This is a genomic window from Spirosoma terrae (assembly GCF_010435915.1).
In the GTDB taxonomy this organism is placed as follows: Bacteria; Bacteroidota; Bacteroidia; order Cytophagales; family Spirosomataceae; genus Spirosoma; species Spirosoma terrae.
The window spans coordinates 196,869-223,176 of the sequence record NZ_JAAFZH010000004.1; the positions used below are offsets into that span (position 1 = coordinate 196,869).

The window sequence follows — 26,308 nt, forward strand, 5'->3', positions numbered from 1 at the left end:
GTTTTTATATAGTTTTCAGCCTACACGCTACCTATTTTTTCTGTCTGGCCTTCCGTTGCGCTTCTTCTGCCTGTTTACGTGCTTCGTCTGCAGCAGCCAGTTGTTTCTGAAGCAGGGCCTGGAATCCACCTGGCTTTTTAACCTGACCCGACGCAATCTTACGACGATTGTCATCGAGAACAGCCCGAATTTTATCTTCATCGACAAAACGGCGAATCAGTTGTTGCTGGGTGATGGTAACGATGTTCGAGATAAAGTAATAGAACGTCAGACCAGCTGGATACGAGTTCAGCACAAACATAAACATCAACGGAAATATGTAGCTCAGGGCTTTCATATTAACTGGTCCGGGCTGCGTTGGTGTCGTCTGGTTATTGTAATAAGCGTATGCAATCGACGACATGGTCATCAATACGGTAAACAAACTCAGGTGACCACCAATAAACGGCAGCGTCGGGAACGTAATGAACGCATCATACGTAGACAGGTCATTTGCCCACAGAAACGGCTTCTGACGTAGCTCAATCAGGTTTGGGAACAACATGAACAACGCAAACAGGATCGGCATGGTTGCCAACACCGGCACGCATCCGCTCAATGGGCTAACCCCCACTTCCTGATACAATTTCATCTGTTCCGACTGCTGCTTAGCCATATCGTCGCCAACCCGCTCCTTGATCTCATTGATCTCCGGGGCTAACACCCGCATTTTGGCCATACTAACGTATGACCGATAGGTCAACGGTGTTAACAGGAGTTTAACGAACACAACAAGTGCTACGATCAACAATCCGTAGTTAGAAATAAATTTCTCTAACAGGTTGAATACGGGCACGAAAAAGTACTTGTTGATCGGCTTCAGAATGGAATAGCCAAGGTACACGTTCTGATCGAATTCAGGTGCTACGTCGCCCAGTAACTGAAAATCGTTGGGGCCGTAGTAGAATTTATACTGCCCTTTGCCTGATTTCACATCAGCCATCGGCAACGTTACGTTGGCAATGGCCGTTTTTACAACGCTCGAATCAGCGGGGTTGACTAATGTTTTAAATTCGGCCGTAGGCATTGGCGCATTTTTGGCCACAAATCCCGACAAAAAGTATTTGTGTTTGATCGTAAACCACTGGGTTGGTTCATCGACAGTAACATCCTCATTACTTTCGCCTTCCGCCAGTTTCTCGAAATTTTCGTCAGCCGTCAGATAGTTAATAGTGGCAGCCCGACGGTTGTTAGCCAGGTCGTTTTCATACTGCCGCATTTTATCTTCCCAGAAGAAACGAATGTTATCGTTCGTTACGGTATTGCCGAGTCCGTTTAGCTTCAAATCGTAATTCAATACGTAGCCTTCAGCTGGAATGGTATAAACTTGTTCAACCGACTGGCCCGGTGCTACTTCTGCCTTAAAAACAATTTGCTGTGGCTGGCCAGCAACCGTAGCATTCTGAGCTGTAGTCTGATAGTAGAGTTTGTGCAGATCAACTTTTCCCCGGTTGGTTGGTAATTCCAGCAGTGTATTGCTGCTTTTTTCATCGATGAGTACGAGTGGCTTTTGGTCGTAGGTTTTATAATTTTTCAGAAGAACTTCTGTCACCCGACCTCCGTGCGTACTGAACGTTACTTTAATGTCTTTATTCTCAACAATAATATCGCGGGTTTCACCGGAAGCAACCGTTGCGAAATCGCCGAACTGAGCCCTTGCAGCGGCTGAGTCGAGCGGTTGCTCTGCTTTTTCGATGGCAGCCGCAGCCCCCGCTGCAGTTTTCGGTTTTGTTGTCTGAGTTGTTTGAGCAGCCGATTTTTCGGGCGCAGGTTTCGGTACCAGTAGCTGATAACCGACCAGCATCGCCAAAATCAGGACAATGCCAACTAATTGATTACGATCCATTTTCTACATTTTCAGCTTTCAGTTTTCGTTTTCAGTAGGTACAAAAGCCACTGAAAACGAAAAACCAAAAACTATTTTCGGCAAAATTACGCCAATCTGCCCGCTTAATCAACCACATCAGCGGTTTCTACACGGACGGACGATACACGTTTCTGTTGGTTGTATGCGAGAGCGGCCCGCACGAACTGAACAAATAGCGGATGTGGGTTCATCACTGTACTTTTTAGTTCAGGATGAAACTGTACGCCAACAAACCAGGGGTGATTCGTTAATTCAACAATTTCGACTAATCCAGTTTCTGGATTGATTCCGGTTGGCCGTAGACCAGCTTTTTCAAATTTAGTCAGATAATCGTTGTTGAATTCGTAGCGATGGCGATGGCGTTCTTTAATCTGGGTTTTACCATAGATCTGATGCGCCAGTGAATCGCGCTTCAGTTTACAGGCATAAGCTCCCAAACGCATCGTTCCCCCTTTATCGGTGATGGTTTTCTGAGCTTCCATCATGCTAATGACCGGATTTTGCGTATCTGGCTCCATCTCAGTCGAATGAGCGTCTTCAATACCCATTACATTCCGGGCATATTCGATAACGGCCATCTGCATACCCAGACAAATTCCCAGGAACGGAATTCCGTGTTCCCGAACGTATCGAACCGCATTGATCTTTCCTTCAATACCGCGCTCGCCGAAGCCTGGCGCTACCAGCACCGCATCCAGCTGACTCAGCACCTCAGCACAATGGTGTTCATCAACCAGGGTTTCTGACTGTATCCATTCCAGCTGAACCTTGCATTCATTTTCAGCACCAGCATGAATGAACGATTCGGCGATTGATTTGTAGGCGTCGTGCAACTCAACGTATTTCCCTACCAAACCGATCCGAACCGTTTCGCCCGGATTTTTTAACCGGCCCAGGAAATTTTTCCAGCTGTCCAGATCGGCATCCTTATCATTGTACAGATCCATCATGTAGAGTGCACGCTGATCAAGGCGTTCTTTCTGCATCAATAACGGTACGTCGTAGATGGTCTCGGCATCAATTGCTTCGATCACCGAGCTAACCTGTACATTACAAAACAGAGCAATTTTCCGGCGAATATCCTGCGGTAATGGGTGCTCAGTGCGGCACACAATGATGTCGGGCTGAACGCCGTTTTCGAGCAACATCCGAACGGAGTGTTGCGTAGGCTTTGTTTTTAACTCGCCAGCCGACTGCAGATAAGGTACCAGTGTCAGGTGGATAACGAGCGTGTCTTTTTCGCCCAGCTCAAACTTTAGTTGTCGAACCGCTTCAACAAACGGTAATGATTCAATATCGCCAACGCACCCTCCTATTTCGGTGATCACGATATCATACTCTCCCGTTTCGCCCAGCAACCGAATATTCCGCTTGATCTCGTCGGTAATATGTGGCACAACCTGAACGGTTTTGCCCAAGAAATCGCCCCGACGTTCACGAGTAATCACATTATTATAAATGCGCCCAGTGGTAATATTGTTGGCCTGCGATGTTGGACGATTCAGGAAACGCTCATAGTGCCCCAGATCTAGGTCCGTTTCGGCCCCGTCGTCGGTTACGTAGCATTCTCCGTGTTCGTAAGGATTGAGTGTACCGGGGTCGATATTGATGTACGGATCGAATTTTTGAATGGTCACCGCCAGTCCCCGTGACTGTAATAATTTAGCGAGTGAAGAGGCAATAATCCCCTTGCCAAGTGATGAAGTTACCCCGCCTGTAACAAAGATGTATTTTGCGGATTTGGGTCCCGTAGCCGCCATGATTGAAACCTGTTTTGGTCGTTACGGGATGTAAAATTACGAATTTAAACGAAAAAACAGGAACCCGGCGAATCGAAAAAGTTAAATGTTTTCACTAATTAACTACTAGTCAACCGAGTACCTCAATAGCTTTCTGGTATTTTTTTAAAATAGCCTATAGATCTCCATTTTATCGCAGTCTGCCCCTAATCGGGCAAATTTGCTTTAATCCATAAAAGTCATTTCTGACCCAATAGCTAATTATGCGATATTTATTTTCTGTAGAAGGGCTAGCCAACAATATCTTTTAGCACAATCCCGGTCTGTCACGAAAGATTGGTACGTAACACGAACCCAAAATTGAGTGGATCGGTTAACAGGTAGCAGCTATTTTCATCTATTTTTGTAGATCTACTGCCGGATAAAAACCGGCCCGATTTTTTATGGTTCATCACATCTCCTTAACCCTATCGCCCGAACAAGCTTACGACGACGTAGCGTTCCAGCATCAGGTCTATCGCACGCTCCGACTGCCTGATACTACAGCCGCCACCGTTCGTAAAAAGCGTCAGTCCATTGATGCAAGAGGTCGCCAGGTACGCGTTCACGTTGATGTCGACGTGTTTATCAACGAAACACCGCCCACCCTCATCGGCTACCACAAACCCCAGAACGACGTTAGTCAAGCCCCACAGGCGATTGTAATCGGTGCCGGGCCGGCTGGTCTGTTTGCGGCACTACGGTTGATTGAACTAGGCATCAAGCCCATTGTTCTGGAACGTGGCAGCGATGTTCGGCTTCGCCGACGCGATCTGGCTGCCATCAATAAAGATCATATCGTAAATCCTGAATCCAATTACTGTTTTGGTGAAGGTGGCGCCGGTACGTATTCGGATGGTAAGCTGTACACCCGATCCACAAAACGGGGCGATGTCAGACGCATTCTGGAAATTTTTGTTGCGCACGGGGCGACAGAAGAAATTCTGGTTGACGCGCACCCGCATATCGGCACGAATAAACTACCCAACGTAGTGGCCGATATACGTAACAGCATTCTCAAAGCCGGTGGCGACGTTCGGTTCGATACTAAAGTTACCGATCTTATTCTGGATGGCCCAGCCTCCGCCCCTACCTCGTTGAAGGGCGTCGTTACGTCGACCGGCGATGAGTTGATGGGTATTGGTGTCATTTTGGCTACTGGTCATTCGGCCCGCGATATTTTTCACCTGCTCTATAATCGACAGATACGTATTGAAGCTAAGCCGTTCGCGATGGGCGTACGTATTGAGCATCAACAGCGTTTGATCGATCAATTTCAGTATCATCGTCCCGATCGGGGCGATTATTTGCCGGCCGCTTCCTATAGTTTAGTAACACAAACCCGATTCAATGGGGTAGAAAGAGGGGTATTTTCGTTTTGTATGTGTCCGGGCGGGTTTATTGTACCGGCTGCCACTGCCCCCGGTGAGCTTGTGGTAAACGGTATGTCTCCCTCTCGTCGCGATTCAAAGTATGCCAATTCAGGACTGGTTGTTGCCATTACTGATGAAGACCTGAAACCGTATCTCGACGAAGGGCCGCTTGCTGGATTGGCCCTGCAAAAAGATCTGGAACAATGGGCTTGTCGTTTAGGAGGTAACAACCAGACAGCTCCAGCTCAACGGGTGGCCGACTTCGTTGATGGTCGTGTATCATCAGAACTCTTGCCCACCTCTTATCAGCCGGGGCTAGCTTCGGTGGATATGTCCGACGTATTGCCCGACCACATTGCCCAACCGTTACGGCATGGGCTGCGTGAATTCGGTCGTAAAATGCGTGGGTACATGAGTAACGATGGTCAGGTAATTGGCGTTGAAAGCCGCACCTCATCGCCCATACGTATTCCGCGCGACCGTGATACGTGTGAGCATGTACAGGTTCAACGCCTGTTTCCCTGCGGAGAAGGCGCGGGTTATGCCGGTGGAATTGTATCGGCTGCTATGGACGGCGAACGCTGCGCCGAGCAACTTGTGAATTTATATAAATAAGTTTGTGGTTTTCCGTTTATAGTTTCAGCTGGCCGGTAAAAGAACCCTACTGAACGTGTAAACTGAAGCTATAGACTGGAAACAAACCCCATGATCGACACCTCGTTTCATACCTTCACTGAACATCTGCGGCAACGGCTCCAAAAACCGTTACCCGGTGAATCAGCTCATAAAAAAATGGCTTCAGCCTCTCGTTTACGGCTGAATGTAAAACCTAATGAGCGAACGAGACGTAGTGCGGTCCTGATTTGTTTCTATCCCTACCAGAACTCGATCTTTTTACCCTTAATACTACGTCCTCAGTACGATGGTGTTCATGCTGGCCAAATGGCCTTTCCGGGTGGACGTATGGAGCGTTTTGATGAAAATCTCACCCGTACCGCATTGCGGGAAGCGCAGGAAGAAGTAGGCATTCGGGTAACCGATGTCAAGATATTAGGCTTGCTGACGGAGTTGTTTATTCCACCCAGTAATTTCTACGTTCAGCCAGTGGTTGGTATGTTGCCGTACCGGCCTGATTTCTATCCCGACCCTCGGGAAGTTGAAGCCGTTGTTGAAGTGGACCTGGAAACCCTTCTGGATGAAACTATTGTGGGAGATAGTCAGATTGACGTTCGTGGTGTACTGGTCGATGCTCCTTTCTACCAAATTCAGGGGCAACGGGTATGGGGAGCCACTGCCATGATGATTAGCGAACTATTGATGGTTTTAGCCTCCTAAACCGCCTTCGTAACAGATCGCCCTCTCGCCAAATCTACTCACTTCTGATTATTGGATGTCAGTGACTTCACGATGAGCCATGCTGCTAAACCTGGTTAGCAATACCCGTTTTTAAAGACTAGCTGATGGATTTACCAACTCAACGGTCAACTGAGCGAGACTAGTTTGTATAAAATTTTAAAAAATCCAGATCATTGTTTATCCAAAATTAATAAGTATTTCCTGAAGTCTGTACAAAACAGGGGTAGACTGGTAAATGGAGGGGCTAGCTAGCCCTATATTCAGAATTAAAGTATGTTCCTTTCAGACCCTTTGCCTCACCGGATGAATCGTAAGCATTTTTACGTATATAGACTACAGATTTGGTGAAAATAGCCTTTCTGAGCGTGTACAAAATTCGCTCATTTACAAGCAAGTTCCCGTTGAAATAGTCACGAACATTGATAGTTTTGTAGTTTATAACAAACAGTTCTTGGCTGCCGTTTTAATTTTAAGATTCCTTATTGCAAATTACTACTCGTGAAAAGATGGATTGCTATCGGTCTCGTCGTATTGGTTCTTGGCGGGATAATTGTTTACAATAAAGTATTACACCCTGCTCCAGGCGCTGCCCCTGGCGGTGGTGGCGGCAAAGGTGATGCCGGTAAAGGGGGCCCCGGCGGTAAGGGTGGCGCTCCAACCAGTATCAACGGGTTTGTTGTTATCCGAAAAAATCTGCGCGAAGACGTAGTGTCCAGCGGATCACTACTGGCCGCAGAACAGGTTGATATCTACCCAGAAATTTCCGCCCGTATTACCCAGTTAAATATTCGGGAAGGTCAGCCGGTTAACAAAGGCGATCTACTCGTGAAACTCTTCGACGCTGACCTGAAAGCGCAGTTATTAAAACTTCAGGCTCAGGCAGAAAATGCCCGCCGTACGGAAGAACGGAACAAACAGCTCCTGGAACGGGGCGGTATCAGCCAGCAGGAATACGACATTGTTACCACGAATTTACGTTCGTCGCTGGCCGACATTGAGTTGGTAAAAGCAAACCTTCAACGTACTGAAATTCGGGCTCCTTTCTCGGGAATTATTGGTTTGAGAAATGTGAGTGCGGGAGCCGTTGTATCGCCCAACACGCTCATTGCCAGACTACAGCAGGTCTCATCGCTTAAACTGGATTTTTCTATACCTGAAAAGTACGGTGCTACTGTGCGAAATGGCAGTAGTGTTTCGTTTTTAGTGGATGGAAGTACAAAGCCTGGTCAGGGTATTGTTTACGCCATTGAACCTGGTGTGGAAGAACAAACCCGAAACCTCCGTATTCGGGCTCGTGTCAATAATGCTTCTTCGTCACTACGTCCCGGAGCTTTTGCCCGCGTTACGTTAACGATTCAGAACGAACAAAGCATGGTTGTACCTACCCAGGCCGTTATTCCACAAACTCGTACCAACCAGGTTGTGGTCGTAAAAGGCGGGAAGGCTCAATTCAAAGACGTAGTGACTGGCTTACGAACGGCCGGAACGATTCAGATTTTATCGGGTTTAAGTGTTGGCGATACCGTAGCCACTACTGGCCTGCTTTTCCTGAAACCTGATGTACCCGTTAAAATTGGGAAAGTGATCACCTTACCTACCGAAGGAACCAAAGTAGCCGCCAACTGAGAAGCATACCTTTTAACTCGCAACAACAATGAGTCTACCCGAATTAAGCTTAAGCCGGCCCGTATTTGCGATGGTAATGTCCATCGTGATTGTGCTGTTCGGCGTTATCGGCTTTACGTTCCTCGGCGTGCGCGAATACCCGGCGATTGACCCGCCGGTTATCTCCGTCCGTACGAGCTACACGGGCGCGAACCCCGAAATTATTGAGTCTCAGATTACCGAGCCGATCGAGAAATCGCTGAACAGTATTGAAGGAATTCGTACCATTTCATCGAATAGTGCCTTAGGGTCTAGTAATATTACGGTTGAGTTTAATCTGGATGCCAATCTGGAACAAGCCGCCAACGACGTGCGGGATAAAGTATCTCAGGCTCAGCGGCAACTTCCACAGGATATTGACGCTCCTCCTGTTGTTACCAAAGCCGACGCGAACTCTGAACCGATCATATTCCTGAACGTACAGAGTACGACCCGTAGCCCGACTCAGTTATCTGATTATGCTGAAAACGTTCTTCAGGAGCGCTTACAAACGATTCCCGGTGTTAGCCAGGCCAATATATACGGTCTCAAACGTCAGGCAATGCGCCTGTGGATCGATCCCATTAAAATGTCGGCCTATCGGCTAACGGCCCAGGATATACAAAGCGCGCTGAATTCCCAGAATGTGGAGCTTCCCGGCGGAAAAGTATATGGAAACAATACCGAATTAACCGTAAAAGCGGTTGGTCGATTAACCACCGAAGAAGATTTCAACAATCTGATTATTCGTCAAACCAGCAATCAGATTATACGCTTCAAAGATGTTGGCTATGCTACGTTAGGCGCAGAGAACGAAGAAACCCTCTCGAAGCAAAACGGTACGGTGGGTGTAATTCTGGCCCTGATTCCCCAGCCGGGTGCCAACTACGTAACGATTGCAGACGAGTTCTACAAACGATTCGACCAGTTAAAGAAAGATTTACCGGACGACATCATTGCTTTTGTAGGAACCGACCGTAGTATTTTCATTCGTCGGGCAACGGAAGAAGTAGGCGAAACGCTTATTATTTCCTTTGTTCTGGTCGTTCTGGTCATTTACCTGTTCTTCCGGGACTGGCTGATTGCCTTTCGGCCTTTGATTGATATTCCGGTATCGCTGATCGGCGCCTTTTTCATCATGTATGTCGCCGACTTTAGTATTAACGTACTAACGCTGCTGGGTATCGTACTGGCCACTGGCCTTGTGGTGGATGACGGGATTGTGGTTACGGAAAATATCTTCAAGAAAGTTGAAGAAGGCATGGACAACGAGCGAGCGGCCCGGGAAGGCTCAAACGAGATTTTCTTCGCCGTTATTTCAACGTCTATTACCCTCGCGATCGTTTTCTTACCGATTATCTTCCTGCAAGGTTTTGTGGGTAGACTTTTCCGGGAATTTGGTATTGTGGTGGCTGGAGCGGTATTGATTTCGGCATTCGTTTCGTTGACGCTGACCCCAGTACTGAGCGTAAAACTGACCAGCAAGAACCACGGTCGTTCCTGGTTTTATCGGAAAACGGAACCGTTTTTCCAGTGGCTCGATGATTCTTACCGCGACTCGCTGAACGGTATTATGAAAAAACGCGGCTGGGCTTTTGGTATGATCTTCGTCTGTCTGGCCGTGATTTTTGGATTAGGCTCGCAGCTTAAATCCGAATTAGCCCCTCTGGAAGACCGTGGTCGGACCCGTATTTCCATTACGTCGCCGGAAGGAACCAGTTTTGAAGCGCAATCGGCGATAACGGATCGTGTGCTGGATTTTGTGCTGGATTCGATTCCCGAGAATAAACTAGCCTTCAGCGTTGTAGCACCCGGCTTTTCGGGCTCTGGAGCGGTTAACTCCTCGTTTGTCATGGTCAATATGGTTGATGCATCCGAGCGAAAACGGTCGCAGCAGGACATTGTTGACTATATTAACAAGAACCTGAGAAAATTCAGCGAAGCCCGTATGTTTGCTACGCAGGATCAGACTATTCAGGTTGGTCGTCAGGGCGGTGGCTTGCCTGTTCAGTTTGTTATTCAGAACCTGAATTTTGAGAAACTACGGGAAAAACTACCCGCTTTCCTGGATGAAGTACAGAAAGATGCTACATTTCAGAACTCTGACGTTGATCTGAAATTCAACAAGCCCGAACTTAACATCACCATCGAGCGTGAGAAGGCGACGAATCTGGGCGTATCGGTACAGGACGTAGCACAAACGTTACAATTGGCGTTGAGTAATCGTCGATTGGCGTACTTCCTGATGAATGGTAAACAATATCAGGTAATTGGCCAGGTAGATCGCAGAGACCGCGACGAGCCAGTCGATTTAGCGTCTTTTTACGTACGTTCCAATACAGGTCAGTTAATTCAGCTCGATAACCTGGTTAAATTCCAGGAAGTGAGTAGTCCTCCTCAGGTTTACCACTACAACCGTTTTAAATCAGCGACGGTATCCGCCGGATTAGCGCCGGGCAAAACGATTGGCGATGGTGTAGCAGCCATGCAGGCTATCGCAGCGAAAACACTGGACGAATCGTTCCAGACATCACTCTCAGGTCCATCCCGCGACTACGCCGAAAGCTCGTCAAATACCTTATTTGCCTTTGGCCTGGCCTTGGTTCTGATTTATCTGATTCTGGCGGCTCAGTTTGACTCTTTCATCGATCCGTTCATTATCATGATGACCGTACCGCTGGCGCTGGCCGGGGCCGTATTCTCACTTTGGATGTTCAATCAAACGCTAAATATTTTCAGTCAGATTGGTGTGATCATGCTGGTAGGTCTGGTGACGAAAAACGGGATTCTGATCGTGGAATTCGCGAACGAACAGCGTTTGATGGGCAAAAACAAATTCGATGCGGCCGTTGAATCGGCTGCGCTACGTTTACGGCCAATTCTGATGACTACCCTTGTAGCGGCTTTTGGTGCTTTACCACTGGCACTGGCATTGGGATCGGCCGCAAAAAGCCGAGTTCCGCTAGGAATTGTTATTGTGGGTGGACTTATGTTCTCACTGATCCTGACACTTTACGTAGTACCGGTGATTTATACCTATATGTCGCGCCGGAAAAATGTTAAACCTGAGGATGCACAGAAACACCCCCTAAACCAGGGCGACACGACCAAGTCTGAAGCCATGGAAGTTCAGCTATAGTTAGTAGGTATTATTCCAATACAAAAATCCCCGCCAGGAAACCTAGCGGGGATTTTGCATTAGTTAGGTTAGTAGGTAAGACTTATTACGTCCGACGGATCGGATGAATAGCCACAATGGTTGGAGCCGCCAGGTAGTAATCAAAAAGCGCCCGCCCAATCAACTCATGCCCAATAGCGTTCAGGTAGCCTGGTTGAGTTGCTAAAAAATATTCTTCACGTGATCTGACGATCAAGTCTGTATCAAAAACACTGAATGACTGACGAACCTGCGAGTGCATAAATAGGGTCTTCCCCTGCTGCCGGAGCCATTGCTGGTTAGAATCACTATGTGGAAATGGCGTCAGCAAAATCACTTTGTGCCGATGTGGTCTTAACACAGTCAATAGACTGGTTAATTCGCGACTTACAGTAGCTAATCGGGGAAATCTACCCAGCAAGGCCATACTTTTCAGCATCAGCAGTTGCGCTCTTTCCCGAACTTTTTCGAGAACGGGTTGCGGCTTAACCACACTGATCGGTTGGAGGAATTTAGGTAGAATTAGATCATCCGATAAAGCCGTATAATTGTCTGATGAATTGATAAATAATGACCCAATGCCAGCTGGGTGATCTAAACAGCCTTTTCCCGCCTGCATAACAATCAGATCATAACGCTCCAGCGGTAGTTGCGCTAGTGTGGTCCGCACAGCCGTCAGAGTCGAATGAGCGTAAGCTTCTACCGAAACCGTTCGGCCAGTTTTATTTATCTGCCGAATAAAATGTCCAACAAAACTTAGTTGTCCGGCTGCCAGTCCATATCCGCCAACATGCCGATCGCCAATTATCAGTATCTTCATCGGATGAAGTGACACGTAGTGTGTCTTTTTTACTGATACGCCCGCCATTGTTTAAGCGTGGCAGCCAATCATAAAAAAATCAAATAAAAGTTTAACATACGCTGCAACGAACTTACCACTTTATGCGTATTAATACGTATGTGCGCATACTCACCTTAAACGGAACGAACGTTGTTTTTCAAAAAATCGTCCTCGTTTGCCGAACATGACCTAATTAGTGTCATTCAGGCTTGCCGTGCCAGTGATCCACGGGCGCAGCGAACGCTATTCAAGCAGTTCTTTGGGTATGCCAAAAGTATATGCTTACGCTATACGTCTAGTCGTGAAGAAGCCGAAGATGTCTTGAATGAGGGTTTCCTGAAAGTATTTCAGCACCTTGATCGCTTCGACGAGAGTCAGCCTTTTAAAGCCTGGCTTCGGACCATTCTGGTTAATACCGCCATTAGTCACTACCGGCGGAACCACCAATTAGAACAGCAAACCAACCTTGAATCGGGCGAGCAGATTGCCGTTGACGATGACGTCGTCGACCAGATTGCCGCCGAAGAAATCCTGGCGCTGGTTCAACAGCTAACACCTACCTACCGAACGGTGTTTATGATGCATGTTGTTGATGGCTACAGCCTCCATGAAATTGCAGGCATTTTATCCCACAACGAAGCTACGGTTCGCTCTAATTACGCACGCGCTCGTCAGAAACTCCAACAGATGATCCGACAAGCGTATCCGTTCCACGCTAAGACGGGCCCCAAGGCCCCATTACCATATCATGAAAACTGATCGATTTGCCGATATTATCCGACGAAAGCTGGATAGCATCCGACCCGAATTTTCTGATCGGGAATGGGAAAAGATGCAGGCAACACTTACTAAAGCTGGAGTAACTCCAAACATTCCCGTACAAACTGCGCACCCATTTGCGGGTGTGGCGGCCAAACTTGCCGTTGTTGGCGCCATTGGTACTACTGTTTTCTTAACCACCTCTATTTGGCAGCATTATGAATTAAAACATCTACGTCAATCCCTTGAACAAGCTACTAATTCAGTTGAATCAGTCCGCACAACGGATTCCAGTACTAACTTGCCCATTACTGATCATGCTGCTACGTTACCGCCCCTCCAAAATGCTCAAAATGGAGCTCATGCAACGGAGAAGATCGTTAACGTACCAGAAGCCGCTCATTCTGTTCGAAGAGATACGGTTTACATTGATCGCTACGTTACAGTGCCAACAACTGAGTCTCCACTACGGCTGAAAAACAACACCCAGCCATCCAGATCTCAGGATGGAAATTTGGGCAATGCGCAGGCCGTTGAATTCGGTAAGCAACGTATTAACCCCGGTTCCTCAGTTACCCAACGCGTAGAGCGTACCCCATCGAAACCGGCTGACGAAGTTGATGTATCGGTACGTAACGAGGGCCAGCTGCCAGGCTCAACTGGCCAACCCGCTGACCAGGCTACGAGTAAAAACCAGCGGGCTAAGAGTTCCGTAGAACGTAGTGACATTGCTGCATCGGATAAGACGCGTTCGAATCCACAACTTCCGACGAGCGCCGGAACATCCTCAAAAGATGGTGGACGTACTACGGTTGATACGCCGACAGAAACGACGTCTGCTCAACAAAATGACGGATCGACTACATCTTCATCCGATGGATCGAATCAACCAGAAACAGTCTATGAATCGCTGGCTTCGCTACCGCTACAACAAAAAACGATTCGTTGGAACGACATAATGGCTCTGAGAGCACGCCAGATGCGTCCTGCGCGGACCGTAGTGGTGAACAGTTCGCCACAGACACCTACCGTTCAGAAACCTGCTACTCCGTTCATAGCGAAGATCAGAGTGGGGGCTGGAGCCGACGTCAATAAGGATGCGCTAAGTGGCGGTGTTTATTCGGAGGTTCTGCTAGGAAATCGTTTTTCTTTATCGGTTGGTTTGAGCCAGGCTCGTTTTTCGGGCACTACGTTTAAAGGAGAGAAAGAATTCAACGAACGCAATCGGGAAGATTTTCGGAAGGACTTTGCGCGAGGCATTGACCAAAAGTTTGCGATTATCAACATTGAAAGCAAGTCGACCCGTATTCAGATTCCAATCAACCTAGGCTACCGAATTCCACTGACACAATCGTTGGCTTTGTTACCATCGGTCGGCACGAACCTTAATTTGCAGGCTAAAGAGTACATTAGTTTTATACAAATATTAACGCTCCCTTATCCGATCTATAAACTGGTAAATGCTGAAGTTACCCGACCAATTGATTTGTTCAACAATGTGAATGTGGGAGCCGGCATCGAGTGGCGTCAAAGACACTGGGTAGCTCAGGCCAGCCCAGTCCTTACGCTGCCACTTCAGACAATGCCGTTCTGCAACGAAAACACAACGGTTGGTCTGAGAGCCAGACTCTTTTATCAATTTTAGTTCAATTTCATTAATGCCTGATTACTCAGTTACCTAACAACTACTAGTACACAGCGATCTGCTTTTTCCTACCGGAAGAGGCATAAAAAATCGGGGTGTAGAGAAATTCTCTACACCCCGATTCGCTACGTAAGCTCGTCTATTTACTGGCTGCTACCCGCCAGATATGCCCCGTGGCATCATCGGCAACAAGTATAGCTCCATCGGGTAATACGGTCACTCCTACTGGCCGGCCATATACGTCTTTATCTGTTCCTTGAGCAATAAAACCAGTCAGAAAATCTTCGGGCTTTCCAGGTTTTCCATTCTCAAAAGGGACAAAAACGACTTTATAGCCGGAAAAACTAGACCGATTCCACGAACCGTGCTGCCCAACGAAAGCACCGTTACGATATTTTTCAGGAAAAGCCGTTTTGTCATAAAAAGCTAAGCCCAGCGAAGCCGTATGAGAACCCAGCGGCACGTCGGGAACAATCGTTTTCTTCACCAGATCGGGCCGTTCTCCCTTACGCCGAGGATCTTCATGCTGGCCGAAATAAGCATAAGGCCAGCCATAAAAGGCTCCTTCTTTAACGCTTGTCAAGTAATCAGGCACCAGTTCATCACCCAATTCGTCGCGTTCGTTCACAGCCGTATACAAAACTTTTGTTTCTGGCTGCCAACCCATACCTACAGGATTCCGCAGTCCGCTGGCAAAAATTCGTTCGCCTGTTCCATCCGGGTTTATTTCAAGGATGTTGGCCCGACGAGTTTCGTTTTCAATACCGTGTTCTGCTACGTTACTTCCCGATCCAACCGATACGTAGATTTTCTTGCCATCAGCGCTGGCCAGAATGTTACGTGTCCAGTGGTTGTTATACCCACCAGCGGGCAGACTGAGAATTTTCTTGCCCTGCCCACTCATTTTTGTTTCTCCTTCTTTGTAGGGATACTGCCATAGCGCGTCGGTGTTGGCCACGTAAAAGCTATTGCCCAGCACAAGCATACCAAAAGGCTGATTGAGACCCGTCAGAAAGGTTTCACGAACATCGGGTTTACCATCCTTGTTGGTGTCACGTAGTAAAGTGATCCGGTTGGCACTTGCCTCCGTGCGTTCCGCATTCTTACGCCCAGAGACCTCGCTCTTGACAATCTCTTTGACACCCTTGCGTTCAGTGTTGGCTTCGGCAACAAAAATATCCCCGTTGGGCGCTACGTACATCCAGCGAGGACTAGCTAAACCCTTTGCGTATTCAGTAACCGTGAAACCGGCTGGTGCCTGCGGTGTTTTTCCGGCTGGCCATCCGACTACGTTGCTGAATTTGATCGATGATTCAGCTGGTTCGGGTAAGGTAATCGTAGTGTCGGCTGTAGCTACTTCTGTTTCTTTGGCCGACTCGTTTGTTTCTTTTTTCTGATTACAGGCCGAAACCAATGCCACTGCAATCATAGGGACAATAAGTGCTGTTGTTTTCATCGTTGAGTATTAGCGTTTGCTTGCTCTGGTCTACAATCATTTATCTCAGAACAACAACCTCTAAACTCCCGAATGAGCCGTTTGGTTACGGCCTACACTAACCTCATTGAAAAGCGAGCATAAGGGATAGGCCCTTTATAGAAAACATCACTGACAGGGGCCATGCCGAATCGTTCATAAAACGCAGCCGCATCCAGTCGGGCATCGCACCAGAGCGTTTCGGCTCCTGCTTTTTTTGCTTCGCTGATAACATGATTTAACAGTTGCGTTCCGATTCCCTGTCGCTGGTAGGCTGGATCTGTCGCAAACTTTCGAAAACGAGCTACCTGTCCATCAACAAATAAGGAAATAACGGCTAGTAACGTATCGTTCTGAAACGCGCCAAAGTGGTACCCCTGCTCGTCGTTCTCAACCTTCACATAGTCAAGTGGTTTATCGGGCCAGAGTACACGGTGACGTAACGGATACGTCTGCTCGGGTGAAATCGGCTGTATAACTATCATAAACAAAGGCTAGAAAGGAAGTTTACCCAGATCGACGTTTCCGCCCGTGATAATGATACCTATTTTCTGCCCGGCAAATTGATCTGTATGTTTCAGAACAACAGCCAGGGGCACCGCGCTCGATGGTTCAATGATGATTTTCATACGCTCCCAGACCAGTCGCATCGCAGCCGCGATTTCGTCGTCCGATACGGTTAGAATTTCCGATACGTGTTGCCGGATGATGGCCAATGTTCGCTCGCTCAGACTGGTCATTAACCCATCGGCAATGGTTTTGATATAGGGAGCTTTCTCTACGCGGCCGCTCTGAAATGACAAAACGGCGTCGGCAGCGCCCTCTGGCTCGCCGGCAATAACCCGCGTTGAAGGCGACAGATAATACGTTGTCAGCGCGGTTCCACTCAGCAAACCGCCACCGCCAACGGGGGCCAGAATCGTATCAAATGGTTTGTCAGCGCCAAAATCAGCAATCAATTCTTTCGCGGCAGTCGCCTGACCGGCAATGACCCGATCATCATCGAATGGGTGTACCAGCACCGCGCCTGTTCGCTCAATCACCGCCTGCACGCCCGCTTCTCTGGCTTCCAATGTTGGTTCACACTCAATCACTTCCGCTCCATAGCCTAACACAGCCGCTTTCTTTACGGCAGGAGCCGTCCGGGGCATGACAATATAGGCAGGCAGACCAACCTGCCGAGCCGCAAAGGCCACAGCCTGAGCATGGTTTCCTGATGAGTGGGTCGTAACGGCATTTCCTTCGTTACGTTCTGCCACCTGCAATACGGCATTCAGTCCTCCACGCGCCTTGAATGCGCCGATTTTCTGAAAATTTTCGCACTTAAAAAACAGCTCAGCGCCAACCCGATCATTGATGGTGTGATTAGTCAGAACAGCGGTATGATGGATATGAGGACGAACTCGGTCGTGTGCTTCACGAATTGTATCGAAAGTAATCATCGGCTAATTGGTAGGCGGAGTGTGCAAATTACAAAGAAAACAGCCGCTGAACAGGTAGCGATTGTTGTTAATCCCCTTTTTCTACCAATGAACTTCTGACTAGCCTTGGTTTTTAGCCGGGGAAGCCAGTCTTTTGCTTACGAAAAACTAACGTATCAATTTCTGCCCGACATGAATACCAATCGTCGTTCTTTTCTAAAACAAGCCGCCGGATCGCTGGCGGGGTTGTCCCTAATGCCTGCTGCGTTTGCCGAAGTGACCAAGAAAAAAATGTTCTTCGACATATCACTGGCGGAATGGTCGCTGCACAAGGCTCTGTTCGCCAAGAAGATTACCAATCTCGATTTCCCAGGAATTGCCCGCAAAGAGTTCGATATCAGCATTGTCGAATACGTTAATCAGTTTTTCAAGGACAAAGCGCAGGACAAAACCTACCTGAACGATCTTCTGACCCGCTGCAAGGACAACGGAATCAGCAATCACCTGATCATGATTGATGGTGAAGGCAATCTGGGTGCAACTGATGCAGCCGAACGCGCCAAAGCCATTGAAAACCACCATCGCTGGGTTGAATGTGCTAAATACCTGGGCTGTAAGACGATCCGGGTCAACGCTGCTGGCACAGGAACGGCCGAAGAAGTACAGAAAGCGGCCATTGAAGGACTTAGCAAACTTGGTGAATTTGCGAAGACGATGAACATCAACGTAATCGTTGAGAATCACGGTGGCTACTCCTCGAACGGCAAATGGCTGTCGAGCGTCATGAAACAGGTCAATATGAAAAACGTGGGTACATTGCCCGATTTTGGCAATTTCTGTATCAAACGCGGAGAAGGTCACAGCTGTCAGGAAGAATACGACCGGTATATGGGGATTCAGGAGCTGATGCCGTTTGCTAAGGGTGTCTCTACCAAAACTTACAATTTTGATGATAAGGGGAACTGCACTGATTTTGATTACACTCGGGTTATGAAAATCGTTAAAGACAGCGGTTTCAAAGGTATTGCCGGCATTGAATATGAAGGCGACAAACTGGACGAATACGACGGAATCCGGAAAACGAAAGCTTTGCTCGAACGAGTTGGCACCATGGTTTAGTCCTTCCCCTTTTATCTCGCTGGAAACTGTATTCCAGCGAGATATTTTTTAGTCCTGCTACGTTCCTTCCAACAATGTCTACCCCCAGCATCTTCATCGATTTCAGACGAACGCTCCATCAATACCCTGAAGTATCGGGCCAGGAAGTGGAGACACAAAAACGGATTAAAGCCTTTGTTAGTCAGTTCGCTCCAGCCGATCTCAGAGAAATAGGCGGCACCGGTTTGTTGCTCCAATACGGCAACGATGATGCAGGTCCCGTTACGTTGATACGTGCCGACATCGACGCCCTGCCTATTCAGGAAGTAAACGAATTTGCCCATAAGTCATTGCTGGATGGCGTTTCGCATAAATGTGGACACGATGGCCATGCCGCTATTCTGGCAAGGCTGGCTTCGCTGCTGCAGCAAACACCGCCAGCCAGGGGTAACATCTTTCTTGTTTTTCAGCCAGCCGAAGAAACCGGCCAGGGGGCTGAAGCCGTTCTGCATGATCCAGCGTTTTCAGCCATTCGACCCGACAGAGTGTTTGCCCTGCACAATCTACCGGGTTATCAACAGGGCGTAATTGTCTGCAAACCCGCCGAATTTACGGCTGCGGTAAAAAGTCTGATCGTCCGGTTCAAGGGTAAAGTTTCGCACTCGGCTGAACCAGAAAAAGGGGTTAATCCCGCTTATCTGATGGCCAGATTTACGCTAGCGCTAAAAGAACTGGAACAACCCGATCCTGGTGCGGAGCATTTTGCGCTCGCTACGCCTATTTATACGACGCTGGGCGAAAAATCGTATGGCATATCAGCTGGTTATGGCGAGGTACACGTAACACTCAGAACCCGCAACAACCAACGTATGGATGAGCTAAGTCGTCAGATTTTAGATATACTGGCGAACCTTTCGGCGGGTAGCGGCATTGAATTGGAATCAGCTTATACGGAAGCATTCGTTGCCAATCAAAATCATCCCGAAGCGTTTGACGACGTTAAACGTAGTGCTCATGCATTGGGCTATGACTTTATTGAAAAGCAGGAACCGTTTAAATGGGGTGAAGACTTTGGTTTATTCACCCAACACTACAAAGGAGCCATGTTTGGGATTGGTGCGGGCGAAAACACGCCCGCGCTGCATAACGCAGACTATGACTTCAATGACAATCTGATTGAGCCAGCGGCTCAACTATTTTTATCGCTTGTTAATCGTCATCACTCGTAAACAGCATTCTTTTTAATCACATCAGCCACAGTCTGATCAACTAGTTTGAACCATGTCAACCAGTCAATACCAGCTTACCTCCAGTTTTATTGGTAATGAAGCCATTGTAGGGGAAGGCGATTACTTCCAGGCTTTTGCGCCGGGAACCAGTGAACAGCTTACCGATGAGTTTTCCAATGTATCCAGCGAACAGGCAAACCTGGCTGTAGAAAAAGCGGCCGATGCCTTTGCGGTCTATACCAAGCTACAAGCCAGCCAGCGAGCTGATTTCCTGGACGCTATTGCCAGCGAAATTGAAGCCCTGGGCGATGCACTCATTGAGCGGGCGGTTCTGGAAAGTGGCTTACCAACTGCCCGGCTATCGGGAGAGCGTGGTCGTACTACCGGCCAGCTTCGGATGTTTGCCAAACTCATTCGCGAAGGCTCCTGGGTCGATGCCCGAATCAACCCCGCCCTCCCCGATCGTCAGCCCCTGCCACGGCCTGATCTTCGGCGGATGCTGGTTCCACTCGGGCCGGTTGTTGTATTTGGTGCCAGCAACTTCCCATTGGCATTTTCGGTAGCTGGTGGTGATACGGCGTCGGCTTTAGCCGCTGGTTGCCCGGTTGTGTTTAAAGCCCACCCATCGCATCCCGGTACGTCATCACTGGTTGGGCAGGCGATAACGGCTGCGGCCCAGAAAACGGGCATGCCCGACGGCGTTTTTTCACTCTTGCACGCTGATAATACAGTTGCCCAGGAATTGGTGGCGCATCCCGCCATCAAAGCGGTTGGTTTTACCGGTTCACGCGCTGGCGGTCTCGCTCTGTTAAAAATTGCCAACGAACGCCCGGAACCCATCCCGGTGTATGCCGAAATGAGCGCTGTTAACCCCGTTGTTGTATTACCAGGCGCCATTCAGGAAAACGCGGTGAAAGTAGCTGAGGGACTGGCCGCATCTGTTACGTTGGGCGTTGGTCAGTTCTGTACCAATCCTGGGCTGGTTTTTCTGCTAGACTCCCCACAAACCGAGTTATTTCTGGAAACCGTAGCGGAGAAAATCCGGGCGTCTGCTCCGGCCACTATGCTCAACGCGGGTATCTGCCAGAACTATCAGCGGGGCATTCAGCATAACCGAGTTATTCCTGGCGTACATGTGCTGGCCGAATCAGAAGTCGAAGCCAATGAGGATAAAACAGAAGGTCGCCCAACCATTCTGACCACAACAGCTCCTTTCTTCCTTTGTAGTCCAAGCCTGAGCGAAGAAATCTTTGGTCCGTCATCCGTGATTATCGTTTGTAAAACCGAAGCCGAATTAGCCGACTGTTTACAAACGCTCGACGGCCAGTTGACAGCAACGTTATACGCCACGTCAGCCGAAATCAGCCAGTCATCGTTCGACTGGGTTTCCTTGCTACAGGCAAAAGTAGGTCGACTGCTGTTTGGTGGTTACCCCACTGGCGTAGAGGTTTCTGAAGCCATGACTCATGGCGGGCCATTCCCCGCCACTACCGACGGAGGACGTAGCACATCGGTGGGTACAGGAGCTATTCTTCGGTTTGTTCGGCCCTTTACCTATCAAAGCTTCCCCGATGCGCTGTTACCGTTAGCTTTACAGGACGCCAATCCACTTGGTATCTGGCGTAATGTTGATGGCGTCATGACAAAATAACGTCGATCTTGTCGAAACGAGTTAGTAGCTGATGCTAAGTTATTGGCTCGTTTCGACAAGTTTATTTTTCCCCACCAACCTATTAGTATGACGCTCCGCGACATTTTTGAAGCCGCTTCTCACCAGCCAATGCTGCTCTTTCTGGTATTGATGTCAGTACCCGTATTGGCTTTTCTGGTGAATCTGTGGTCAGGCGAAACGGCGGAAGACATCTGGAAATGGCGATATGTCTATGCGGTTCTGGTTTATATGGCCTGCATACCCGGTATTTTTGCCATTACGCTAACTGTCTACCTGTTTCTATTTGAGCGGCAAAGTATCTGGGATATCCATCTGGTCATTCAGGTACTCCCGATTTTGACCATGGGCTTTACGTTGGCCCTGATCCGGCGAAAGATTCCATTCAATTACATCCCGGCTTTTGGGAAACTATCCAGCGCTTTAACGTTGATTGCGGCCGTTATCGGCATTCTCTGGATAATCGATCGTACCCGTCTTGTGGCGATTACCTATATTCCTTTTACGTATATTCTGGGCGCTTTTGTCGTACTGCTGCTGCTTATTCGGTTTGCCTGGAGCCGTATTTTTTAAAATTTACTTTTTTAAGTAAACAATTTATCTTGGAGAGGTAATTAACTCATTGATGCTATCTCCATTACGTCTTTTCCGATTCTTGTTCCTTATTGTATGTGCGGGTCAAAGCTGTCAGTATAATCCGGCTCCTAACGACTATGGGTACGATTATTTTCCGTTGGAAACCGGGCGTTACGTCGTTTATACGGTTGATGAACAGCTTTACTCACTTAACTCAGCTCCGGTCCAGCGGCAGTATCAGCTCAAAGAAGTGATTGGTAAGCCCTACGTTGACGTAGCCGGTCGAACCGCTTTTCGGCTGCTACGTTACCAACGATTGGCCGACAACCAGCCGTGGCAGGCAGATTCTATATGGTCGGTCCGGTTAGTCGATAACATGGCGATTCGGACAGAAAATAACCAGGATTTCGTCACGCTACGTTTTCCTGTTAGCGATCGGTTAACCTGGAACGGGAACCAATTCAATACTCTTGGAACGGATGATTATCAGGTACGCAATAGCCACCAGCCCTATCGCGTTTTCGATACAGAGTTCCGTCAGACCGTTACTGTGATTGCACAGAACGATTCGACGCTTACGGCACAGGATAAACGTATTGACGTGTATGCCCAACAGATTGGTTTGATCTACAGAGAACGCACCCAACTGCATTTCTGCACGTCGAGTCCATCCTGCATTGGCAACTACCAGATTGATTATGGCATCAGACAAATCTACCGAATCCAATCATACGGCAAAGACTAGGGCTTGCTCGACACTTCTTTTGTTGCTACTGGTTCAGACAATCGGCTTTGGGCAAACTACCCGAAAATATTTTGTGCTTCTGCGCGACAAAGCCAACACACCTTATAGCCTACAACGCCCCGAGCAGTTTCTCTCACAACGCGCCATACTACGTCGGCAAAAGCAGAATATTTCCATTAAGGAACGCGACCTGCCCGTCAATCCCGCCTACGTAGCGCAGCTTCAGCAGGCAGGTGCCAAAATCTGGTTTCCTTCGCGGTGGTTTAATGCGGTTATGGTTGAAGCAACAGAAACGGTCATTACGTCCGTGCTGCAATTACCCTTTGTGAAGGGTATCGAATTCGGTCGATCGCTTTCTAACTTCCGGATCGGTGCAGACAATCAGATCAATACGTCCAATCAAGTGTCGAAATTCGGCAAAGTGGAGGCCCTGAGTTATGGAACATCCCAGGCTCAGATAACCCAAATCGGCGTCGATAGAATGCACGAACTGGGTTATCATGGCGAGGGTATGCTGATTGGTGTGCTGGATGCCGGTTTCCAGAATGCCGATCGCGTAAATTTTTTAAGTCAGTTATTCGCGGAGAACCGAGTGCTGGCAACCTATGATTTTGTCAAAAAAGAAACGAGTGTCTACGAAGATGACGCACACGGCTTATCCTGCCTGTCAGCAATAGCTGCTACGTCTGATAATCAGCTATATGGCACAGCTTATAAGGCTTCGTTCATTCTGCTACGGACGGAGGATGCTGCGAGTGAAAGTAAAATAGAAGAAGCCAATTGGGTATTTGGAGCCGAATATGCCGACAGTGTCGGAGTCGACGTAGTTAGTTCGTCGCTGGGCTACACTACGTTCGATAATCCGGCAACTAACTATACCTACCAGGATATGGATGGCAAAACCGCTCTCTGTTCCCGAGCGGCTCAGATAGCTACCGAAACGGGAATGGTTGTTATAGTTGCAGCCGGAAACGATGGCAGTAATTCCTGGCGATACCTGTCGGCGCCTTCCGATGCCTCATCCGTTCTTGCGATTGGTGCCGTTACACAAACAGGCCAACAGGCGTCGTTTAGTTCATTCGGACCATCTGCCGACGGTCGTGTAAAACCCGATCTGGCGGCCAGGGGCCAAGGTACAACAGTTGGTTATCCGTTCAATTCTATTTCTTCGGGTAATGGTACGTCCTATGCAACACCTTTGGTAGCGGGACTTGCCGCTGGCTTCTGGCAAGCCCATCCTCATCTTACTGCCAGTCAGGTAACCGAAAGCCTGCGACGGTCGGGCCACCAATATGACCGTCCTGACGACCGACTTGGTTATGGTATTCCCAATTTTGAACGCGCATCTACTGCTGCTGAAGTATTTAAGCAGTTATTGGTTTACCCCAACCCATTCAGCGAAGCGGAACCACTAGCTATTCAATGGGCCGAGCTTGAACCCAATGCTACGTTAAGTGCTACGTTGGTTGATCTAATGGGAAGAACCGTCTGGCAAAATACGTATACGGGCATGTCGAGCTTCCGACTCCCAAACCTTAACCTGTCTGCCGGGTTATATTTTATGACGCTCGTTTCGGGCGACAAGAAGCGAACCACAAAGGTTATCAAACAATAGATCGGACCTTGCTCCTCTGTTGGTAATCAGGTAGAAAAATGGCCAAAATACGGGTTATTCAGGGAGATATTACCAGGCAGATGGTAGATGCTATTGTCAATGCAGCAAACCCCAGCTTATTGGGTGGTGGTGGTGTGGATGGAGCCATCCATCGGGCGGCTGGTCCCGAGCTACTGGCCGAATGCCGTAGATTAAACGGCTGCAAAACAGGTGATGCAAAAATCACGAAAGGATATCGTTTACCGGCTAGTTATGTGATTCACACCGTTGGGCCTGTCTGGCGCGGAGGTGCCCATCAGGAGGCCGAGTTGCTAAGCAGTTGTTATCGTCGATCGCTCGATATAGCGGAGGAACATACCTGTACCAGCATTGCCTTCCCCAATGTCAGCACTGGCATCTATGGATTTCCTAAAGAACTGGCGGCCGAGATAGCCATACGTACCGTAAATGATAATCTGGAGCGCCTGTTGACTATTGACGAAGTACTATTCGTCTGTTTTGACCAGGAAAATTATTCTCTTTACCAATCACATCTACGCTAAAAACTCTCTGAAAATCTGCCCATTGCCAGAGCAGATTTTCAGAGAGTGTAAACTTTACTAAGCATAAAACCCTATTCGTTTCCAATCACCGAAGAACTGTCGGAACGCCGTTTCCGCTGCTTTGCCAGGCGATCGGCTTCTCCAGTCGATTGATTCTCTTCCCGCTGCATTTTGTAATTGCGATCGGCCAGACTAGCAGCGGGCGTATGATCGCCCGTAACCCCTCCAGCGGGTTGTGCGTTTGGCACTGACTTTTTGTAGTCAGCTACGCGCGCATCCGTTGACGTTGGTTCCTGTACAGACACACCCTTATTGTCTTCCCAGCGTCGGGCTTGCGCTGCCTTGTTGGCATGCTTATAATTATGCGTAGAATACGTCGGATCGGTACGGAGTTTTCGCTCATCCTGTCCGTAAGTGTTTATTGCCAATGCCAGTAAACATAGGCAGGCAAACGATATAATGGCACGTTTCATAGCTGTTCCTGTGGTTTTGTTGTACGATGAATCTGTTCTTGATTCTTACATGTATAACTAGCCAAAACGACTACTATATTTATAGTTTTTTGATTTTTAATGATAAGTTCACCAGAAAAATGAGGTTTGGACCATAAAGTCATTGAAAATCTTTAGATAGGCAATCTAAATATAGAATACTCATACGGTTCATTTCGCTAGCTGTGGTACTATTTAAAATCATAGCTTAGAGTTGCATGTAATCTGTGGTTGCCTGGTAAATCTTCCTGTACCCAAAGCATTTTTTAAGTGAATGCACTCTAACCTGTGTGCCACATTGAAATATAATCCATAAATGCAACAATGTTGCATTTATGGATTATATTTGTTGATATAAAGGCTGTTTTGACGAATGGTAACCTCCCTACCACTGATGCGATATTTTTTTCTGCTCTCTATATTGTTTCCGATGCTATCAGTCAAACCAGAAGTGATTATCCCAGAAAGGCTGACTTGGGAGAGACTTCGCGACGTGCAGTTCAAAAAAAAGTTTTACGCCGAAGAGGGTGTGATTCTGTTGCATCCAACGTTCGGTCCTACAGTACAGGCCTTGAATGGAAAAAAGGTAACCATTTCGGGCTACGTCATTCCAATTGATTTAGAAAGTGGTTTATACGTAGTGTCTCAGTTCCCAATGGCTCAATGTTTTTTCTGTGGAGCTGCCGGGCCCGAATCTATCGTGGCTCTGAAATTCAAGAAGTTACCCAGGCGATTTAAAACCGATGAGCGATGTGCTTTTTCAGGAACATTACGACTCAATGCCGATACTATTTACGAGCTGAACTACATTTTAGAGGGCGCTGAGCTGCTGCCCGAATCACGTTAAACGATCTCCTATGTGAAGCAAGATAGGGTCGAGGTCAATTCAACGCTGAATAAAAAGTAGATTCAAGCGGTTATCCGCGTTTTACAAGTCTTCTTGCGAGGCATTAATTTCCCTCCATAAACTGTATCCAGAAAATCCGGAT

The 26,308-nt window shown here is 48.0% G+C and carries 21 protein-coding genes; 14 read left to right on the forward strand and 7 right to left on the reverse strand.

Features of this window, described 5'->3' with window-relative positions:
* Positions 1-31: 31 nt before the first annotated feature.
* The gene (gene yidC, locus GK108_RS11255) at positions 32-1,885 is read right to left on the reverse strand and encodes a membrane protein insertase YidC (RefSeq protein WP_163947493.1); all 1,854 of its coding nucleotides are present in this window, start codon (positions 1,883-1,885) and stop codon (positions 32-34) included.
* A 104-nt stretch (positions 1,886-1,989) separates the two neighbouring features.
* Positions 1,990-3,666 carry a CTP synthase gene (locus tag GK108_RS11260; protein ID WP_163947496.1) on the reverse strand — a complete coding sequence of 559 codons (1,677 nt, stop codon included), beginning with the start codon at positions 3,664-3,666 and terminating at the stop codon, positions 1,990-1,992.
* Between the two features lie 422 nt (positions 3,667-4,088).
* Between GK108_RS11260 and GK108_RS11265 the strand changes: the two genes are divergently transcribed.
* The 4 genes from GK108_RS11265 to GK108_RS11280 all read left to right on the forward strand — a co-directional run bounded on the left by GK108_RS11265 (position 4,089) and on the right by GK108_RS11280 (position 11,196).
* Complete coding sequence (locus tag GK108_RS11265) at positions 4,089-5,672, forward strand: NAD(P)/FAD-dependent oxidoreductase (protein ID WP_163947500.1); 1,584 nt, start codon at positions 4,089-4,091, stop codon at positions 5,670-5,672.
* 90 nt (positions 5,673-5,762) lie between these two features.
* Positions 5,763-6,392, forward strand: a complete 630-nt coding sequence (locus tag GK108_RS11270; RefSeq protein WP_163947503.1) for an NUDIX hydrolase — start codon at positions 5,763-5,765, stop codon at positions 6,390-6,392.
* Positions 6,393-6,911: 519 nt separating this feature from the next.
* Positions 6,912-8,039, forward strand: coding sequence for an efflux RND transporter periplasmic adaptor subunit (locus tag GK108_RS11275; RefSeq protein ID WP_163947506.1), 1,128 nt, complete (start codon positions 6,912-6,914; stop codon positions 8,037-8,039).
* Between the two features lie 28 nt (positions 8,040-8,067).
* The gene (locus tag GK108_RS11280; protein ID WP_163947509.1) at positions 8,068-11,196 is read left to right on the forward strand and encodes an efflux RND transporter permease subunit; all 3,129 of its coding nucleotides are present in this window, start codon (positions 8,068-8,070) and stop codon (positions 11,194-11,196) included.
* Positions 11,197-11,281: 85 nt separating this feature from the next.
* Here the strand turns inward: GK108_RS11280 and GK108_RS11285 are convergent, their stop codons facing one another.
* Positions 11,282-12,034, reverse strand: coding sequence for an SGNH/GDSL hydrolase family protein (locus GK108_RS11285; protein WP_163947512.1), 753 nt, complete (start codon positions 12,032-12,034; stop codon positions 11,282-11,284).
* A gap of 171 nt (positions 12,035-12,205) precedes the next feature.
* Here GK108_RS11285 and GK108_RS11290 point away from each other — a divergent pair, with 171 nt between their 5' ends.
* Both GK108_RS11290 and GK108_RS11295 read left to right on the forward strand, forming a co-directional pair.
* Positions 12,206-12,814 (forward strand): RNA polymerase sigma factor, encoded by a 609-nt coding sequence (locus tag GK108_RS11290; RefSeq protein ID WP_163947515.1) that lies wholly within the window; start codon positions 12,206-12,208, stop codon positions 12,812-12,814.
* Positions 12,804-14,459 carry a hypothetical protein gene (locus GK108_RS11295; RefSeq protein ID WP_163947518.1) on the forward strand — a complete coding sequence of 552 codons (1,656 nt, stop codon included), beginning with the start codon at positions 12,804-12,806 and terminating at the stop codon, positions 14,457-14,459. The genes GK108_RS11290 and GK108_RS11295 overlap by 11 nt, the downstream gene beginning before the upstream one ends.
* Before the next feature lie 139 nt (positions 14,460-14,598).
* On the opposite strand, the gene GK108_RS11300 is transcribed toward GK108_RS11295, so the two are convergent.
* The 3 genes from GK108_RS11300 to GK108_RS11310 all read right to left on the reverse strand — a co-directional run bounded on the left by GK108_RS11300 (position 14,599) and on the right by GK108_RS11310 (position 17,375).
* Positions 14,599-15,915, reverse strand: coding sequence for a PQQ-dependent sugar dehydrogenase (locus tag GK108_RS11300; RefSeq protein WP_163947520.1), 1,317 nt, complete (start codon positions 15,913-15,915; stop codon positions 14,599-14,601).
* Positions 15,916-16,007: 92 nt separating this feature from the next.
* Positions 16,008-16,418, reverse strand: coding sequence for a GNAT family N-acetyltransferase (locus GK108_RS11305; protein WP_163947523.1), 411 nt, complete (start codon positions 16,416-16,418; stop codon positions 16,008-16,010).
* Between the two features lie 9 nt (positions 16,419-16,427).
* Entirely contained in the window at positions 16,428-17,375 is a 948-nt protein-coding gene (locus GK108_RS11310; RefSeq protein WP_163947526.1) for a threonine ammonia-lyase, read from the reverse strand.
* A 171-nt stretch (positions 17,376-17,546) separates the two neighbouring features.
* On the opposite strand from GK108_RS11310, the gene GK108_RS11315 reads away from it, so the two are divergent.
* From GK108_RS11315 to GK108_RS11345, 7 genes are all read left to right on the forward strand, one after another.
* Entirely contained in the window at positions 17,547-18,473 is a 927-nt protein-coding gene (locus GK108_RS11315; protein ID WP_163947529.1) for a sugar phosphate isomerase/epimerase family protein, read from the forward strand.
* Between the two features lie 74 nt (positions 18,474-18,547).
* Positions 18,548-19,681, forward strand: a complete 1,134-nt coding sequence (locus GK108_RS11320) for an amidohydrolase (protein WP_163947532.1) — start codon at positions 18,548-18,550, stop codon at positions 19,679-19,681.
* Positions 19,682-19,733: 52 nt separating this feature from the next.
* Positions 19,734-21,332, forward strand: a complete 1,599-nt coding sequence (locus GK108_RS11325) for an aldehyde dehydrogenase (NADP(+)) (RefSeq protein ID WP_163947535.1) — start codon at positions 19,734-19,736, stop codon at positions 21,330-21,332.
* Positions 21,333-21,419: 87 nt separating this feature from the next.
* Positions 21,420-21,923, forward strand: coding sequence for a hypothetical protein (locus GK108_RS11330; RefSeq protein ID WP_163947538.1), 504 nt, complete (start codon positions 21,420-21,422; stop codon positions 21,921-21,923).
* 52 nt (positions 21,924-21,975) lie between these two features.
* Positions 21,976-22,671, forward strand: coding sequence for a hypothetical protein (locus GK108_RS11335; protein ID WP_163947541.1), 696 nt, complete (start codon positions 21,976-21,978; stop codon positions 22,669-22,671).
* Entirely contained in the window at positions 22,625-24,286 is a 1,662-nt protein-coding gene (locus GK108_RS11340; protein ID WP_163947544.1) for a S8 family peptidase, read from the forward strand. Before GK108_RS11335 ends, GK108_RS11340 begins: the two co-directional genes overlap by 47 nt.
* Before the next feature lie 38 nt (positions 24,287-24,324).
* Positions 24,325-24,828, forward strand: coding sequence for an O-acetyl-ADP-ribose deacetylase (locus tag GK108_RS11345; RefSeq protein WP_163947548.1), 504 nt, complete (start codon positions 24,325-24,327; stop codon positions 24,826-24,828).
* Between the two features lie 71 nt (positions 24,829-24,899).
* Here GK108_RS11345 and GK108_RS11350 read toward each other — a convergent pair whose 3' ends face one another.
* Positions 24,900-25,301, reverse strand: a complete 402-nt coding sequence (locus GK108_RS11350) for a hypothetical protein (protein ID WP_163947551.1) — start codon at positions 25,299-25,301, stop codon at positions 24,900-24,902.
* A 448-nt stretch (positions 25,302-25,749) separates the two neighbouring features.
* Here GK108_RS11350 and GK108_RS11355 point away from each other — a divergent pair, with 448 nt between their 5' ends.
* Complete coding sequence (locus GK108_RS11355; RefSeq protein WP_246224868.1) at positions 25,750-26,166, forward strand: DUF3299 domain-containing protein; 417 nt, start codon at positions 25,750-25,752, stop codon at positions 26,164-26,166.
* Positions 26,167-26,308: the final 142 nt, after the last annotated feature.

Excerpts from the sequence above, each read along its gene's own strand:
- yidC (WP_163947493.1), bottom strand. The coding sequence starts at position 1,885 with ATGGATCGTAATCAATTAGTTGGCATTGTCCTGATTTTGGCGATGCTG.
- GK108_RS11260 (WP_163947496.1), bottom strand. The coding sequence starts at position 3,666 with ATGGCGGCTACGGGACCCAAATCCGCAAAATACATCTTTGTTACAGGC.
- GK108_RS11265 (WP_163947500.1), top strand. The coding sequence starts at position 4,089 with ATGGTTCATCACATCTCCTTAACCCTATCGCCCGAACAAGCTTACGAC.
- GK108_RS11270 (WP_163947503.1), top strand. The coding sequence starts at position 5,763 with ATGATCGACACCTCGTTTCATACCTTCACTGAACATCTGCGGCAACGG.
- GK108_RS11280 (WP_163947509.1), top strand. The coding sequence starts at position 8,068 with ATGAGTCTACCCGAATTAAGCTTAAGCCGGCCCGTATTTGCGATGGTA.
- GK108_RS11285 (WP_163947512.1), bottom strand. The coding sequence starts at position 12,034 with ATGAAGATACTGATAATTGGCGATCGGCATGTTGGCGGATATGGACTG.
- GK108_RS11295 (WP_163947518.1), top strand. The coding sequence starts at position 12,804 with ATGAAAACTGATCGATTTGCCGATATTATCCGACGAAAGCTGGATAGC.
- GK108_RS11300 (WP_163947520.1), bottom strand. The coding sequence starts at position 15,915 with ATGAAAACAACAGCACTTATTGTCCCTATGATTGCAGTGGCATTGGTT.
- GK108_RS11305 (WP_163947523.1), bottom strand. The coding sequence starts at position 16,418 with ATGATAGTTATACAGCCGATTTCACCCGAGCAGACGTATCCGTTACGT.
- GK108_RS11310 (WP_163947526.1), bottom strand. The coding sequence starts at position 17,375 with ATGATTACTTTCGATACAATTCGTGAAGCACACGACCGAGTTCGTCCT.
- GK108_RS11315 (WP_163947529.1), top strand. The coding sequence starts at position 17,547 with ATGAATACCAATCGTCGTTCTTTTCTAAAACAAGCCGCCGGATCGCTG.
- GK108_RS11320 (WP_163947532.1), top strand. The coding sequence starts at position 18,548 with ATGTCTACCCCCAGCATCTTCATCGATTTCAGACGAACGCTCCATCAA.
- GK108_RS11325 (WP_163947535.1), top strand. The coding sequence starts at position 19,734 with ATGTCAACCAGTCAATACCAGCTTACCTCCAGTTTTATTGGTAATGAA.
- GK108_RS11330 (WP_163947538.1), top strand. The coding sequence starts at position 21,420 with ATGACGCTCCGCGACATTTTTGAAGCCGCTTCTCACCAGCCAATGCTG.
- GK108_RS11335 (WP_163947541.1), top strand. The coding sequence starts at position 21,976 with ATGCTATCTCCATTACGTCTTTTCCGATTCTTGTTCCTTATTGTATGT.
- GK108_RS11340 (WP_163947544.1), top strand. The coding sequence starts at position 22,625 with ATGGCATCAGACAAATCTACCGAATCCAATCATACGGCAAAGACTAGG.
- GK108_RS11345 (WP_163947548.1), top strand. The coding sequence starts at position 24,325 with ATGGCCAAAATACGGGTTATTCAGGGAGATATTACCAGGCAGATGGTA.
- GK108_RS11350 (WP_163947551.1), bottom strand. The coding sequence starts at position 25,301 with ATGAAACGTGCCATTATATCGTTTGCCTGCCTATGTTTACTGGCATTG.
- GK108_RS11355 (WP_246224868.1), top strand. The coding sequence starts at position 25,750 with ATGCTATCAGTCAAACCAGAAGTGATTATCCCAGAAAGGCTGACTTGG.